The following is a 15,606-nucleotide window of genomic DNA, read 5'->3' on the forward strand; positions in this document are numbered from 1 at the left end:
CTTAAGTATTACTAGTTGATGTGTGTAAGAGGGATCGTGAGCCGAGTATAATCATGTCGATATATATAGCGCTGATATATTTATGCTCATCCTAGATCGTATTTTAATACTGTATAAGTTTGATGTAATTTTAAATATTAAAGTGTGTTTATGAGCATTTTCTAGGTGTGTTGTATTGATATGGCGCGCTAATCGAAATCGCTAACAGGACAGTGGGATATAAAATGATAAAGTTATCAGAGAGCGAACTTTCCAACAATCATCAGAAGTTGATTGCTTTGACTTCTGGCATTTTGGCATTCTTGTTAGGCTGTTTTTATTATGACACTTTGACTACAGCGGAGCTCTTGTTTAATCCGGTATTTTTTCTGAAGCTTGATAACAAGCTTGTTTTTAATATTCCTGGGTTGATTCATGGCCTTATTGCCTTGGGAATGCTTGTTCCTTTATATCTCAGAAAGATAATAGCCTATAGAAATATGTCTATTGCATCCATTTTATTTTTTGTGATTAATTTATATTTGTTCTCAGCATGGATACAGTTGGCTGTTGGTGTAGAAGGGGACTTTTCAAATACGATCATAAATATTGGTTTGATGTCAGCGCTACTATTGGGATGGTTAGGCATTAGAGCCATAGCTGGATATTGCTGGATTATTATCGTACTTTTATGCGGTTATAATATGTTGAATTCATCAGAAATGCTTGCAGCTTGGGGATTATTGTTTCTGGTATTATCTGTAATCTCTGTATGGTTTCAAACCAAAATGGCGCTAGATGATTTTTTTCTGACAATGAAGTCAGAGTTTTCTAATTTACATGAATCTAATATTGCCATGTCCGCTAAAGACAGCATGCAAGCAGGAGCTTCCGAGATAATAAAGCAAGCTGAGACTAATTGGAAGAAGAAACGTTAGATAGAAAATCTCATTACCACTATAATGGAGGTAAGCATGGTTACGTTATTTTTGATACTAGCGGCTGTTGTGTTGTTGCTTTTCGTCATCATGAGATAATAAGTGCGTACTTTTTTCCTAAAGTTCCCGGAACCATAGAATAAGTACAGCGCCTTGGAACACTCGATAGAAGTAGGAGGGTCAGCGCCGGTACCCTCTATGCCTTACCGACCAAGTGAAGCTGAGCATGAGCTACCACAGGTGGCCCAGACCCATGCACGTCATTATGTGGATTGAATCGACGTCTGCGTTAGGTGTTTAGTCCCGGGAAGTAATGGACGGGATTGTGATGATAAAATCGAATATTTACATACTGATGCCAATATTTTTATGAAATGTAATAGATATTTGTCATTAGTGTAACGGAGATTTTTATGTCCTATCTGATTAGATGCTCAGGTGAAGAAATTTCTGTTGATTATATTTTTAATATTGATCCATCTTGCATCAGTCATTATATTTTTGTGTTGAAGGATATAGTGACTAATGACGTATGGAAAAGGAATATTAGTCCTGAGCAAGTTTCAAGTTGTTCTTCAGAAAATATTAAAGGACTAGAGTCGTTACTAAGCGAAATTGATTCTAGAGTAAAGTTATTACTGAAAGAGGAAGTTGGAGGTTATAATGTTTTAGATGTTGGTAGGGTTCATTGGTCTTGTTCAAGCTTATTCTATAGCTTTGAAGATAAAATAATAAACCTAGATCCTGATGATCATGAATTTTTGACATTTAAATTAAACCAGGAGAGTCTTGGTTTTGCTTCACCATCGTTAAGCCTACATTATACTATGCGTGATGAAAGCTTAAAAAAAGGTAAGCGACAATTAGTAAAAAACGTTGATTTTAAAGATATTGGTTTATCGCAAGAAACATATATTGTACTTAATCAGGATGAATTGAAGCTAAAGTTTAAATATATGTCTGAAGTAGAGGCTATAGAAAGAAGGAGAGCATTTTATAAGGCAATTACTTTACTAGATGTTAATCATAGTCTTGGGTTATTGCATGATGTGGCAAAGTATAAAGCTGCTTATAAGCTGTCAAGATTTCACGGGCATAGTGTGACTTCTATCGATGAAGCTTATAAAGTCTTAACAGGATCTAAAGTTGTTTTATCTTTAGGGGAAGATGAATGTATTGATTTATAAAAGGTATGCTGTCGATAATTTATAATTTGATTTTTTAGTAAGCGGTTATTGTTTAATAGCACTGTGATTTATTATAGGGATTGGCCGTAGATTCTGAGTGAAACACCTAGGCTTCCCTGTAAGGTATTGCGCTCATGTCACACTCAGAACTCAGCGTTACCGATCGTGCCACTATCCAGGTTTGCCTCTCTCAAGGCTCAAGCCTTCGAGCTATTGCTCGATGCCTGAGTCGCTCCCCCTCCACTATCAGCCGAGAAATTCGCCGAAATAGTATCTTGGGTGACGACTACCGGGCTGAACGCGCGCAAGCGTCACGATTCAAGCGTCGGCGCTTTTGCCGGCCCAAAATAAAGCTAACCATCGATAGCGAGCGGTTCAGGCTTGTTGAGTACCTTCTTCGGCGCTACTTGTCTCCGGAGCAGACCGCCGGCAAGCTGCGACACATGAACCTACCTAAACTTGAAGACGCCTACGTCTGTCGCGAGGCAATTTAAACCGCCATCTACGCACTGCCGGCTGGGCAACTGCGCAAAGAGCTCATCCATTGCCTGCGGCACGGAAAAAGTACGCTTAAGCCTCGCCGTGTTGAGACGGATCGTCGAGGTCAGATCCCCGACATGGTCAGCATTCACCTTCGTTCGCCCGAGGTGGACAAACGCGAGATGCCGGGGCATTGGGAAGGCGACCTGATCAAGGGCAAAGGAAATACCTCAGCGGTTGGCACTCTCGTAGATCTCAGTAGCGGATACTTGATACTGGCAATGATGCATGATGCGACCGCGACTTCTGCTGTAGAGGGCTTCAGTGCCGCCCTGAACCGAATGCCGTTGGCAGCACGAAAAACTCTGACATATGACCAAGGGTGAGAAATGGCTAGGCATGCCGCTATCACGCAAAATACTGGCGTCGCCATCTACTTCTGTGATCCTCACAGCCCTTGGCAAACAGGCAGCAACGAGCATATCAATAGCCTGATTCGCCAGTACCTCCCCAAGGGAATGGATCTGTCACTGACCAGTCAGGAAGAGCTGGATGCCATTGCCTTCGAGCTGAATATGCGGCCTCGAAAACGCTTCGACTTCAAATGCCCTATCGAGGTGATGAATGAACCGATGGCAAAGCACAATGAAGCACCACCCTCAATTCAATAGGGTGTCACACTCAGAGCTTGCATCTGCCGTGTTAAACTCAGCGTTTGCATCCGCCTACTATTTCATAGAATGGAAAATATGAAAAACAAATTTAAAAATAAAATCATTGAGCTTGATACGAGAGAACAGTGGCGTAAAGATTTTTTAGGAACGACATGGATATATGAAAATTGTTTGTTTAATAATGAAAAATTTTCGATAAAAAAAGTAAGTGGTTTGTCACTTTTTTGTTATGAGTTGAAACGTGTTTACGCGGAGTATGCTTTTATTTTTAAAGTAATGATGGGTAAAGAAAATGGTCATCTGATTAAAGATTTTGATTTGGACTGTAAAAGTGTTTCTTCAGCTATAAAGAGATATAAGATTGAAATTCTTGAGTTAAATATATTCTTAAAGATATTTTTACTTCCTGTAATATTGGGAGTGTTATTCATTGTTAGTGGTTTTTTATTTTTGCGCTCCATTTATACTGTTTTTCGTCAAGTGTATAGACGAGTAATGTCCAGTAGAGTTCTTGGGAGTTTTAATTCAGCAGTTGATGAAGATGTAATCATTATATATTCAAAGAGAATTCCTAAACAAGCTGAATGTGTTGTCGAAGCGGTTATAACTCATGAGCACTTTCATCTTATTCAATATAAATATACAGAGTGCCATGCATTAAGAATCAAGCACGTAGACAAAGATAGCGTTAATAGATTTTTTTCAATTAATGATGATTCGCATAAATTTTATATGTATCTACTGGACAGTAAGGAGTTTGAAGCAAGATTGCATGAAATGCTACTATGTTATTTTCGCACTACAGAGCGTTTTCCCGAGAGTATAGATGAATTAGAGATTTGTTATTTGGAGTACATTTATGGAAAATCATTTGAGGTAAATGATATCGATAGCGATAGAGATTTTTTCTTTAGAAGCGAAAGCCTTTCACTTGATCTTTTTAGTATATATACGCATGTTAAAGATGAGTACCAAGATATTTTTATGACTGAAGTAGTAGGTGTCTTATACGGCAATATGTTGGACTATTATGGTCTTGATGAAAAAGCAAGATCAATTAGATTAGAGATACCTGCCCCTAACATAAGCGATTTTATTTATAGAAGTAATGTGGCTCGATAATGACAGCTTGGCCGAAGGTTCTGAGCGCAATACCTTACAGAGAAACTCAGGTGTTGCACTCAGAACCTTCGGCCAAGGGCAAAATATTATTGGGTGCGTTCTAGATAGTGGTATTTATCGAACGCGTTGCGATATAACTCACGAACAACATATCCTAAGTGATATAGCGCTCTTGCATCGGCTCAATCCTACATTACGATGCGCATGAATCTGGTATCGTTGCGTCTGGGCCAGTTGTTGGGAGCTCCTGCTCTGCTGCACTTTGGTCAGTAAAGTAAGAGGGTATCGGTGTTGGTCCTCTCGCTTCTAGCGGACGAACCAAAGTGTTTTGCTTTTTCTATGAATCCAAGATATAGACCTAGTTTAGGGTGCACACTGAATTCTATAAAATGTCACTCTATTACAGCTAAATCCCCGTACTTCCCTTTGAAATACAACAATGGCTGCGCCGTCCCCGCAACATCCAGATTCAGTCCTTTCACTTCCCCGATCACGATCAGGTGATCACCAGCGGGGTGCTCTGCGTGAATCTTGCAGTCGAGCCAGTGCAGGCTGTCATTGATGACCGGGTTGCCGAGGGGGGAGAGCTGCCAGTCGATGCCTTGCCATTTATCCGCGCCGCGCATGGCGAACTGGTTGGAGATATGGCTTTGTTCGCTGGAGAGGATGTTGACGGCGAAGCGCTCTGCCTGGCGGATCTTCGGGTAGCTGAACGAGCTTGCCTTGACGCTGAAGGAGACCAGCGGCGGATTCATCGAGACGCTGTAGAACGACTGGCAGGTGAAGCCGATCGGTTCGTCGTCGACCTGGGTGGTGATGATCGTGATGCCGGAGGCGAAGTGGCCGAGGGCTTCACGGAAACTGGCGGGGTCGATAGGTGTGTCTGAATGGATGTCAGCTTTGGTGTCGGGGAGTGACATGGCAAATCCTGGGAGAGTGGGGAGGTGGTAATGATCAGCCGTCGGGTAGGGGCTGCAGCGATAGCGCGGAACTGGGTGCTTGAGTGACAAAGGTGAGAGTGATGAAAAAATGGCCGTCGTGAATCCTTCACGATGGCCATTTTTGTTTGCGGCGATATCAGCCGCAGCTGCTTTTACTCTTGAGCACTATCGTCGGGCCAACTCGGTTCGGAACTAGCCTGGCGCTATCTGTCAGTGCTGTGTCCTAGCCCGTGCTCTGTCTCGGCCAAGCGATCAGCGCTGCGCTTCGAGTTCCTTGCGCACGATGGCGGCGCCGGCGCTGAGTGCCTGCAGCTTGCCGCGGGCGACTTCACGGGAGAGCGGGGCCATGCCGCAGTTGGTGCAGGGGTAGAGCTTGTCGGCATCCACGAACTGCAGCGCCTTGCGCAGGGTCTCGGCGACTTCTTCCGGTGTCTCGATGGTGTTGTTGGCAACGTCGATGGCACCGACCATGACCTTCTTGCCACGGATCAGCTCGATCAGCTCCATCGGCACGTGAGAGTTATGACACTCCAGCGAGACGATATCGATGTTGGATTGCTGGAGCTTGGGGAAGGCTTCTTCGTACTGACGCCATTCGGAGCCCAGGGTGTTCTTCCAGTCGGTGTTGGCCTTGATGCCGTAGCCGTAACAGATGTGGATGGCGGTCTCGCACTTGAGGCCTTCGATCGCGCGCTCCAGCGTGGCGATGCCCCACTCATTCACTTCATCGAAGAACACGTTGAAGGCCGGTTCATCGAACTGGATGATGTCGACGCCCGCCGCTTCAAGTTCCTTGGCTTCCTCGTTGAGGATCTTGGCGAATTCCCATGCCAGCTTCTCGCGGCTCTTGTAATGGCCATCGAAGAGGGTGTCGACCATGGTCATCGGCCCCGGCAGTGCCCACTTGATCGGTTGGTCGGTCTGCGAGCGCAGGAACTTGGCATCTTCGACGAACACCGGCTTCTGGCGGGAGACCGGGCCGACCACGGACGGCACGCTGGCCTCGTAACGATCACGGATCTTGACGGTTTCGCGCTTCTCGAAATCCACACCATTCAGGTGCTCGATGAAGGTGGTGACGAAGTGCTGACGCGATTGCTCGCCATCGCTGACGATGTCGATCCCGGCGTGTTGCTGCTCCTGCAGGGAGACGCGCAGGGCATCCTGCTTGCCCGCGACCAGTGCCTCACCTTCGAGCTTCCAGGGGGACCAGAGGACCTCCGGTTCGGCGAGCCAGGACGGTTTCGGCAGGCTGCCAGCGGTGGAGGTCGGGAGTAATCTCGTCATGATGAATAACCTTGTCCTTGGAATGGTTCAGATAGTGAATGTCGTTCGTCGATCAGCGCGCGCTGTTTGCGGATCAGTGAGCTGACCAATGATGAATTTATCGGTTGGCGGACCAGTTGGCTGACCACTGCTCGAGCAGGTTCTGGTAAGGCTTGATGAAGCTCTCTTCCACGAACTTGCCCTGCTCGATAGCCAGCTGACTGCGCTCTTCGCGGTCGTACACGATGCGCGTCAGTGAATGGTCCTGCTGCTTAAGGCTCGCCTGATAGGATTTGCCGGCCACGGAGTTGGCGTTGTAGACCTCGGGACGATAGATCTTCTGGAAGGTATCCATGGTGCTGATGGTGCTGATCAGTTCCAGATTGCTGTAATCGTTGAGCAGGTCGCCGGTGTGATAGAAGGCCAGCGGCGCAACGCTGCCCGGCGGCATGAAGTAGCGCACCTTCAGGCCCATCTTGCTGAAGTAGGCATCGGTCAGGGAATAATCGTCCTGGCGATATTCCACCCCGAGGATCGGGTGCACGTTCTCGGTCTGCTGATAGGTCTTGGTGGTGGAGACGCTGATGCAGATGACCGGCGGCTTCTTGAAGCATTCCTTGTAGGTGGGGGAACCCACGAAGGCCTGGAACAGATTGCCGTGCAGTACGCCGAATTGCTCCGGCACGCTGAAGGACTCCTTGCCCTTGTTGTGCTCCAGCAGACGCACGCTGAAGTCATAATCGCGCACATAGGACGAGAAGTTGTTGCCGGTCACGCCGTTAATGCGCTGATTCGTCTGGTGGTCGACGATGGTGGTCTGCAGGATCTCGATGATCGGCAGGGCGTTGTCGGAACGCGCGGCATCGAGATTCAGCTCGACGGAGATGATGTCCAGCTCGACGGAGTAACGATCGCCCTTGGGGTTGTCCCAGTTGGCCAGCGCATTGAATCGGTTGTTGATCATGTTCAGCGTGCTGCGCAGGTTCTGCTGACGGCTCTCACCACGCGCCAGGTTGGCGAAGTTGGTGGTCAGGCGGGTGTTTTCCGCCGGAACGTAGTTCTCGTCGAAGCGCAGACTCTTGATGCTGAAACCGAATTCGTTGCTCATGGCCGTTCACCTTGATCCTGAGAGAGAAAAATTCACTGTGTCGTCGACATCTTCCCGTGATCTTTCAGGCGTCTCTCGAGCGGGTTGCTCTCTGTGAGAATGCATCCATGCCGGGAGAGGCACGCTGCTCGCCATCACGTTCCGTGTGAAGGCTCTGGCGGCGGTGAAGTGCAGCGCCATGGGAAGTCTTCATCAACGATCTGATGCAGGTGAGTATCCATTTCCCAGCTCCATGAGACAAACTGGATTTTTTAATGTTCAAGTTGAGTGAAATTCATGGTGGTGGCGGGCGTCATGTTTGCCGCTGAAAAACAGGCGAATCGAGCGGGGTAGGCGAGCTCAGTACGTGAGTAACGTGAGCCGCAGAGACGTTGACGTGAGGAGTGGGTAAGAAGGGAAAGAGGGGTAAGAGGGGAAAGAATGGAAAGCACAAGCTAGCCCAAACTTCCGCTCGGGCCAGCGTGTGTGGCAGGTACCTGACGCTTCAGAGCACGACATCCTCATGCACTCTTCATGCTCTTCACACTCGGCTATTAAGATGCAGTGGGTTCATGAGGCGAGCGGCTGATGATTAGGTGACACCAGGCCATGGCGGCGCATGCGGCGGTAGATAGTAGGCCGCGAGACGCCGAGTTGGCGGGCGACCTGGCTGACGTTCCAATCCGTGTGGCGCAACAGCTCGAGCAATTCGCCTGCCTCTGTCCCAGCCTCCGCAGATGCGAACGTTGGAGAGCCAGTGCTTGAGGAACCGCTGGATGCAACGGGGGAGAAAGCGGCAAGTGGACTGGTTGTCCCGCGGGCGCTGCCGGTGTTGGCCTGGCAGGCCTCCGGCAGATCATGCAGGGTAATTTCATCGCCTTCCGCGGTGGCCATCGCAAAGGCAATTGCATTGCGCAGTTGGCGTATGTTGCCCGGCCAGTGATGACTCAACAGCGCACTGATGGCATCGGCGCGGAGATGGAGTGCTTGGTCACGTTCAGCTTGCAGCTCCGCATGCAGCTTGCGAATGAGGTAGTGGCGGTCGGCGCGCTCACGTAGCGCGGGCAGCAGGAGTTCGGCGCCGTTGAGTCGGTAGTAGAGGTCTTCGCGGAATTGCCCGCTGGCGATCAGCTCCATGACATCACGATGCGTGGCAGTGATGACGCGAATATCCACCTTGATGGGCGTCTCGGCCCCCAGTGGCGACACCTCCCGCTCGGCGAGGACGCGCAGCAGGCGTGATTGGAGCGGCAGCGGCATGTCACCGATCTCATCCAGGAACAGTGTGCCACCGTCGGCCTGTTGGATCAGGCCACGCATGCCCTTGGGCCTTCCTCCCGTGAAGGCGCCCGGCAGATAGCCGAAGAGTTCACTTTCAATCAGCGATTCCGGAATGGCAGCGCAGTTCACCGCCACGAAGGGCGCCTTGGCGCGTGGCCCACTGTCATGCAGTGCCCGCGCCAACACTTCCTTACCGGTCCCCGTCTCACCACGAATCAGGATGCTCACATTCTCATGGCGCATGCGCCGCGCCAGCTTGAGCAGCCGGTGCATGGAAGGGTCATCTCCCGCGAGCTGGTCTAGCTCGGGCACCGGGTCATCCTGCTGACTGACGGTGGGGAGGGCCCGCACCGGATAGCCGCGTGGCTCGATCAGCGTCACGAAGACGATGGCGTCATCCGCCCGCAGACGGAAGGCGCGAATCTGATCCAGGCTGGCGTGCGGAATGCTCAACAGCTCATTGAGCTCCCCATCGAACAGTTGCGTGACGGCGGGCAGGGTAGAAACCGTCCACGGTGGCCAGCGCGCCAGATGCGCATCGATCAGGCGTCGGCCTTCGTGATTGGCAGCGATTACCTTGCCATCTTCCTGAATGGCAAACAGGCCACGACCATTCAGGTGCACGAATTCCCGCGCCGTGTCGAAGCGCAGGATCAGGCAATCCCGATAGCGATGCAGGAAGTAGGCATCCTCGATCATGCGGGCATGCAGGGTGACCAGGGAGAGGGCAAAGGTCTGGCTCTCTTGCGGGCGGGGCGACTTCAGCGCCGAGATGTCGAGGGCAGCGATTACACGCCCCTGGGGATCGGTGATGGGGGCCGCCGTACAGGTCAGGTCGATGTGGGTAGCATCGAAGTGCTCACGCTGATGGCAGGTGACGGCTGCGCCATCGTGCAGACAGGTGCCCGCCGCCGAGGTGCCGGCATAGCGCTCGTTCCAGTCCGAGCCGAGGTAGAGACCGGCGCGCCGCAGATCACTCAATTGATCACGCTGACCGCGAAAATCCACCGCGATACCGCGTTGATCCGTGAGGATCAGCGCATAGCCATGTTGTGCGATCTGGCTATAGAGCCGCTCCACCCCGGCACGCGCCACGTGCAGCAGCTCATCCGCCGATTCCTGGTGATCGCGCAGTGCCTGCTGAGTAAGAACACGGACCGGGCGAGGGCGGCTGGGGTCGAGCTGATATTTCTCCAGACAGCGCTGCCAGGAGCGACGGATGACATCTCGCTGAGCCTTGGGGAATACGTCGCGGCCTTCGCCCAGTTGCATCAGGGTCTGGATATGCTGCCGCTTGTCGGACGGCATCGTGTCGAGTTGGCGGATCATGGCTGCCTCGGCGCTGGCCGTCTCGAGACGGCTCTTTTGGTTGTGGCGATGGCGCTTGTGAAAGTGACTATGGCGCTTGTGAAAGTGGCAAGCGCAGTTGTCACGACAGGGACCATAGCAAAAGCGGCGTGTGCTCCTTCAAGCGTATGCGGTGTGGCGGGAGCGTCAATCGCCCTATCCTGCATCCTTGGTCGGGGCGTTACAGGTGTAACGCGACGTGTCAGGCGTACGGCGTCCAGTTGTCACGAAGAAGGTAAAACGCCCAGCGAGACGATGAGGGTGGTGATGCGGTAGTGGCGAATATTTGTCATGCACGACAGGTGCTTACGAGCATTGTCTGTCGTGCATGACAAAGCTGGCATGCTTGATGCCTTGGATGGAGGGCGTGACTACAACATCCAACAACACGCGGAGAGACGCCATGACCGCACGCACGCCAACTCAGATCGCTCAGCAATGGCTCGATGATTTCGAGTCCTCCCTGACTCAGCGCGATATCGCCCGGGTTCTCTCGTTGTTTGGCGAGGAATGCTACTGGCGCGATTTGATCGCCTTCACCTGGAATCTCAAAACGTCGGAGGGCAAGGACGAGATCCAGTCGATGCTCGCGGCAACCCTCGAGCATGTCGCTCCCTCCCGCTGGCAACTAGATGGTGAGGCCAGTGAGGCCGGCGGCATCGTCGAAGCCTGGTTCACCTTCGAGACCGCCGATGCACGCGGCAAGGGCTTGTTGCGCCTGAAGGAAGGGCGCTGTTGGACGCTGTTGACCGCCATGCGCGAACTCAAGGAATTCCCTGAGCCGCTGGGCATGCAACGCCCCAAGGGCGCCGAGCATGGAGCCAACAAGCAGCGTGAGACCTGGCTTGAGTCGCGTCAGCGCGAAGAGGCTGAACTGGGCTACGAGCGCCAGCCGTATTGCGTGATCATCGGTGGTGGTCAGGGCGGCATCGGGCTGGCGGCAAGGCTTCGACAGATGGATGTGCCGACCATCGTGATCGACAAGAATCCGCGTGCGGGCGATGCCTGGCGCAATCGCTACAAGTCCCTGTGTCTGCATGATCCGGTGTGGTACGACCACATGCCTTACATCCCCTTCCCGGCAAACTGGCCGGTCTTCGCGCCCAAGGACAAGGTCGCGGACTGGCTGGAGATGTACACCAAGATCATGGAGCTCAATTACTGGAACTCCACGGCCTGTGAGAGTGCGCATTTCGATGAGGCGAGCGGCGAGTGGGTGGTCGAGGTGGTGCGCGACGGCAAGCCCGTGACTTTGCGGCCCAAACAGTTGGTACTGGCCACGGGCATGTCGGGCATGCCCAACGTGCCGCACTTCCCGGGGGCCGAAACCTTCGAAGGCGAGCAGCAACATTCCAGCCAGCACCCGGGACCGGATGCCTATCGTGGCAAGAAGGTGGTCGTGGTGGGGGCCAACAATTCCGCTCACGATATCTGCGCCGCGCTGTGGGAGCACGACGCGGACGTGACCATGCTGCAGCGCTCCTCCACGCATGTGGTGAAGTCCAACTCGCTGATGGAAGAGGCGCTGGGGCCGCTCTATTCCGAGCAGGCGGTGCAAAACGGCATCGACCACCACAAGGCGGACCTGATCTTTGCCTCGATTCCCTACCGGATACTGCCCGACTTCCAGCGCCCGATCTTCGAGGCGATCCGCAAGCGCGACGCCGACTACTACCGCCGGTTGGAGGCGGCGGGGTTCCTGCTCGATTTCGGCGATGACGACTCGGGCCTGTTCCTGAAATACCTGCGCCGCGGCTCCGGCTACTACATCGATGTGGGCGCCTGTGATCTGGTCGCCAATGGTGACATCAAGTTGCGCAGTGGCGTCGTCATCGAGCGCATCAATCCGCGCTCGGTCACTCTGACCGATGGCTCGGAATTGCCCGCCGATCTGATTGTCTATGCCACCGGCTACGGCTCGATGAATGGCTGGGCGGCAAGAATCATTTCGCAGGAGGTTGCTGACAAGGTCGGCAAATGCTGGGGCATGGGCTCCGATACGCTCAAGGACCCCGGTCCCTGGGAGGGGGAGCTGCGCAACATGTGGAAGCCGACCCAGCAGCAGGCATTGTGGTTCCACGGCGGCAACCTGCACCAGTCCCGCCACTATTCCCAGTATCTGGCGCTGCAGCTCAAGGCGCGGCTCGAGGGTATCCCGACGCCGGTCTACGGCCTTCAGGAAGTCCACCACCTGAGCTGAGGCCGGTGGCGCTGGGTAGTGTTCCAGCGTCATGGCAGTGGCGCAGTATTTGCAGAATTCAGTGAGAGATTCAGGAGACGACTCATGCAGCTGAACGACAAAATTGCACTGGTGACAGGGGGTGGGCGCGGTATCGGTCAGGGGATCGCCCTGGCATTGGCCAAGGCGGGGGCGGACATAGTGGTGGCGGATCTGGATCTCGCCATCGCCCGCGAGACGGCGGCGAAAGTGGAGGCACTGGGTAGACGGTGTCTGGCGCTACAGGTCGATGTCGCGGATGCGGCGTCCGTGCGGCGCTTGATTGAAGAGGCCGAAGCCGGACTCGGCCCGCTCGATATCGCCGTCAACAATGCCGGCATCATCGGCATCCATTCCATCGATGCGCTGACGGTGGAGGAGTGGGGCCGCGTCATGGACGTCAACGCCCGAGGTACCTTCCTGTGCACTCAAGCCGAGGTCGCCGTGATGCGCGAACGCCGCGTCGGGCGGATCATCAACGTGGCCTCGATGGCCGGCAAGGTCGGCTTCCCTGATCTGTCTCACTATTGCGCTTCGAAGTTCGCGGTCATCGGCTTTACCAATGCCGTTGCCAAGGAAGTTGCGGCGGAAGGCATCACCGTCAATGCGATCTGCCCAGGCGTGGTGGGCACCGGCATGTGGCGGGGCGAGAGCGGGCTCTCTGCACGCTGGAGCGAAGAAGGCGAAAGCGAGCCCGCTGCATGGGAGCGCCTGCAGAAGAGCCTGCTACCCCAAGGAGTCGCCCAGACCCCTGAGGACATGGGGCAGCTGGTGGTCTACCTCGCCCAGGCCGAACACGTGACAGGGCAGGCCATCGCCGTCGATGGTGGCTTCACGCTGTGAGTCAGCAATGAGCCAGCATTGAGTCAGCACAGAGAGCAAGGTTGAGTTCAGTGGCTGACGGCAAGGGATCATCGCATCACACAGCGCCGCCCTCCGGCAACGGAAGGCGGCGCTGTGGTGTCTTCTGTGCAGTGCCTTCAGGCCCACTCACCCTGCGCTGAGCGGCCAGTGATAGGAATCAATAAAGGTGAACGGCCTCCAGGCGGGCGAGCGATGCCCCTTGTTCATCCATCAGCGTCAATGTTTTGCCTTCTATCTGCCACCCCGACACGTCATTGAGTGTCGCGAGGAAATCGCGTTCGAGCGTTGCTACTTCACCGGGGCACGCCATGCGCGTGGTGGCTAGACGGTCGAAGCCGAGTTCTTGCTCGTCATGGTGATATTCACCCATCAGGCGATTGCAGCCGGTGGAACCGGCCACTCGCGAGTTCTGTGTCGAAGCGTCAGGGGTATGCAAGACGATATGGGCTTCACGCTTGCCATCCACCACGGGTGTTGGCTGGTCCTCGAGTGCCACCAGCTTCCAGTAGGTGTTCTCCAGCGGCTCGTCGACGGCTTGAGAGTCGGCGGAGGATTGAGCGCCTGCGCAGCCGCTCAAGGTGAATACTGCGCTCATCACGGCGGCCCATGTCATCACTTGCGCTTGTTTCATGCGAGAGTGCCCTTCATGGATGTTAGGGTTGTTCAAGCTCTTGGTGCGGGGTTGTTGAAACAGATACTGATATGATGCTTCAGGAGCACATCGGGTGCTTGGCGCTCGAATCATGGATGATGTGAGTCGTGATGCTAGGGGTATTGAGCAGAATCTCATATCTATACGATCTCTTGCGGTCATGGGAGAAAGTCTCGACTTGGTCAGTGCAAGCATAGTCTTAATGGACCAGTACAATCTTTGCTTTTCCGGTGCGTGTGCCCATGAAACATGGCTACCGCCATCTCATCGCTGAAGGCCGACCCTGTCTGCCCTCGAAAAGCGGGAAGGGGGGGCTCGAGTAGAGCTTGGCGAAAGGCGTACTGGTAACTGATATGATTGATTACGTATTCCTTGTGAGTTGACGCCTATGAAGAGAAAGCCTGCCATCACATCGCGGGATGTTGCCGAACGTGCTGGAGTATCGCAATCTGCGGTTAGCCGCTGTTTTTCGACCAATGCTAGCATTTCAGAGAAGACCAAGCTGAAAGTATTACAGGCTGCCAAGGAACTTGGTTATCGCCCCAACAGCATCGCACGTTCCTTAATCACTCGTTCATCACGGACGATTGCTCTTGTACTCTCGCATTTGGACAATATGTTTTATCCATTGGTACTGGAGAAAGCCTCGTTGCGCTTCCAGGCTGAGGATTATCACTTACTGTTATTTGTGGTGCCGGAAGAGGGGGACTTCATTGGAGTTATGGACAGGATTCTGCAAAGTCAGGTCGATGGCATTCTAATGATGTCTGCCTCGCTAACATCATCGTTAGCGCAAGAATGTGTCGATACAGGCATCCCCGTAGTATTGATCAACCGCAATGTTGATTTTGCAGGAGTCAGTCAAGTTTATAGTGACAATTATCATGGAGGGTACTGGGTCGGTAGTTATCTGGCCATGGGTGGCCATGAACAGATAGCCTACCTGGCTGGGCTAAAAAGTTCGTCCACTAGTCGCCACCGCTACCAAGGATTAGTTGATGGGCTGGCTTCATTAGGAAAACAATGCCAAGTGATTGTGCAAGGCGATTACGACTTTGAGCAGGCCAGGTCGGCGACACTACAACTATTTTCGGAGCCACCTTATCCTGATGCCATCTTCGCTGCTAGCGATCACATGGCTATCGCAGTGATAGAAACATTGCGACATGATTTGGGTCGACGAGTCCCGGAGGATGTTTCGGTAGTAGGCTTCGACGACACTCCAATAGCTGCTTGGCCGAGTTACCGACTGACTACCGTGCGTCAATCGGTAGATCAAATGGTAGAGGAGGCCACTACATTATTGATCAAGCAGATTCGCCAAGGTGACTTTCGTGCTGTGAGCAGGATGCTGCCGGTAACCCCCATATTGCGAGATAGCGTCCGTCAATTCACTCATGAATAGATCAACGGCCCAGTCTATCGAGGCACCAAACCATCCAGAGGGTCTTGCGGTGAGTCAAAGGTATATTGGGCTGCAATGATTCTGCGTGATAGGCAACAGCTATTGTAGGTCATTCCCGTCTTTCGGGTTAGCCTTTGGTCGAATGATATTGAGTGGTGGTCCTAT

General features: G+C 52.9%; 11 protein-coding genes and 1 pseudogene. 7 read left to right on the top strand and 5 right to left on the bottom strand.

Annotated features, from left to right (window positions below):
• The first annotated feature begins 224 nt into the window (after nt 1-224).
• The 4 genes and pseudogenes from OW493_RS02930 (at nt 225) to OW493_RS02945 (ending at nt 4,380) form a co-directional block, all read left to right on the top strand.
• Complete coding sequence (locus OW493_RS02930; RefSeq protein WP_289863173.1) at nt 225-917, top strand: hypothetical protein; 693 nt, start codon at nt 225-227, stop codon at nt 915-917.
• 413 nt (nt 918-1,330) lie between these two features.
• On the top strand, nt 1,331-2,104 hold the full coding sequence (locus tag OW493_RS02935; RefSeq protein ID WP_289863174.1) for a hypothetical protein: 774 nt from the start codon (nt 1,331-1,333) through the stop codon (nt 2,102-2,104).
• Nucleotides 2,105-2,238: 134 nt separating this feature from the next.
• A pseudogene (locus tag OW493_RS02940) lies at nt 2,239-3,255 on the top strand (IS30 family transposase).
• A 78-nt stretch (nt 3,256-3,333) separates the two neighbouring features.
• On the top strand, nt 3,334-4,380 hold the full coding sequence (locus tag OW493_RS02945; protein ID WP_289863175.1) for a hypothetical protein: 1,047 nt from the start codon (nt 3,334-3,336) through the stop codon (nt 4,378-4,380).
• A gap of 392 nt (nt 4,381-4,772) precedes the next feature.
• On the opposite strand, the gene OW493_RS02950 is transcribed toward OW493_RS02945, so the two are convergent.
• The 4 genes from OW493_RS02950 to OW493_RS02965 all read right to left on the bottom strand — a co-directional run bounded on the left by OW493_RS02950 (nt 4,773) and on the right by OW493_RS02965 (nt 10,284).
• Entirely contained in the window at nt 4,773-5,300 is a 528-nt protein-coding gene (locus tag OW493_RS02950; protein ID WP_289863176.1) for a flavin reductase family protein, read from the bottom strand.
• Between the two features lie 273 nt (nt 5,301-5,573).
• Complete coding sequence (locus OW493_RS02955; RefSeq protein ID WP_107335139.1) at nt 5,574-6,608, bottom strand: methionine synthase; 1,035 nt, start codon at nt 6,606-6,608, stop codon at nt 5,574-5,576.
• Nucleotides 6,609-6,705: 97 nt separating this feature from the next.
• Nucleotides 6,706-7,695 (bottom strand): DUF1852 domain-containing protein, encoded by a 990-nt coding sequence (locus OW493_RS02960; protein WP_289863177.1) that lies wholly within the window; start codon nt 7,693-7,695, stop codon nt 6,706-6,708.
• 549 nt (nt 7,696-8,244) lie between these two features.
• Nucleotides 8,245-10,284, bottom strand: a complete 2,040-nt coding sequence (locus OW493_RS02965; protein ID WP_289863178.1) for a sigma-54-dependent Fis family transcriptional regulator — start codon at nt 10,282-10,284, stop codon at nt 8,245-8,247.
• A 421-nt stretch (nt 10,285-10,705) separates the two neighbouring features.
• Between OW493_RS02965 and OW493_RS02970 the strand changes: the two genes are divergently transcribed.
• Complete coding sequence (locus OW493_RS02970) at nt 10,706-12,502, top strand: NAD(P)/FAD-dependent oxidoreductase (RefSeq protein WP_289863179.1); 1,797 nt, start codon at nt 10,706-10,708, stop codon at nt 12,500-12,502.
• Nucleotides 12,503-12,586: 84 nt separating this feature from the next.
• The gene (locus OW493_RS02975) at nt 12,587-13,363 is read left to right on the top strand and encodes an SDR family NAD(P)-dependent oxidoreductase (RefSeq protein WP_289863180.1); all 777 of its coding nucleotides are present in this window, start codon (nt 12,587-12,589) and stop codon (nt 13,361-13,363) included.
• Between the two features lie 178 nt (nt 13,364-13,541).
• On the opposite strand, the gene OW493_RS02980 is transcribed toward OW493_RS02975, so the two are convergent.
• Nucleotides 13,542-14,051 (bottom strand): META domain-containing protein, encoded by a 510-nt coding sequence (locus tag OW493_RS02980; RefSeq protein WP_289863181.1) that lies wholly within the window; start codon nt 14,049-14,051, stop codon nt 13,542-13,544.
• Nucleotides 14,052-14,424: 373 nt separating this feature from the next.
• Between OW493_RS02980 and OW493_RS02985 the strand changes: the two genes are divergently transcribed.
• Nucleotides 14,425-15,441 carry a LacI family DNA-binding transcriptional regulator gene (locus OW493_RS02985; RefSeq protein ID WP_289863182.1) on the top strand — a complete coding sequence of 339 codons (1,017 nt, stop codon included), beginning with the start codon at nt 14,425-14,427 and terminating at the stop codon, nt 15,439-15,441.
• Nucleotides 15,442-15,606: the final 165 nt, after the last annotated feature.

The sequence above is a fragment of the Cobetia sp. 14N.309.X.WAT.E.A4 genome (assembly GCF_030397495.1).
In the GTDB taxonomy this organism is placed as follows: Bacteria; Pseudomonadota; Gammaproteobacteria; order Pseudomonadales; family Halomonadaceae; genus Cobetia; species Cobetia marina.

Coding starts and splice junctions, on each gene's coding strand:
- OW493_RS02930 (WP_289863173.1), top strand. CDS start 225: ATGATAAAGTTATCAGAGAGCGAACTTTCCAACAATCATCAGAAGTTG.
- OW493_RS02935 (WP_289863174.1), top strand. CDS start 1,331: ATGTCCTATCTGATTAGATGCTCAGGTGAAGAAATTTCTGTTGATTAT.
- OW493_RS02945 (WP_289863175.1), top strand. CDS start 3,334: ATGAAAAACAAATTTAAAAATAAAATCATTGAGCTTGATACGAGAGAA.
- OW493_RS02950 (WP_289863176.1), bottom strand. CDS start 5,300: ATGTCACTCCCCGACACCAAAGCTGACATCCATTCAGACACACCTATC.
- OW493_RS02955 (WP_107335139.1), bottom strand. CDS start 6,608: ATGACGAGATTACTCCCGACCTCCACCGCTGGCAGCCTGCCGAAACCG.
- OW493_RS02960 (WP_289863177.1), bottom strand. CDS start 7,695: ATGAGCAACGAATTCGGTTTCAGCATCAAGAGTCTGCGCTTCGACGAG.
- OW493_RS02965 (WP_289863178.1), bottom strand. CDS start 10,284: ATGATCCGCCAACTCGACACGATGCCGTCCGACAAGCGGCAGCATATC.
- OW493_RS02970 (WP_289863179.1), top strand. CDS start 10,706: ATGACCGCACGCACGCCAACTCAGATCGCTCAGCAATGGCTCGATGAT.
- OW493_RS02975 (WP_289863180.1), top strand. CDS start 12,587: ATGCAGCTGAACGACAAAATTGCACTGGTGACAGGGGGTGGGCGCGGT.
- OW493_RS02985 (WP_289863182.1), top strand. CDS start 14,425: ATGAAGAGAAAGCCTGCCATCACATCGCGGGATGTTGCCGAACGTGCT.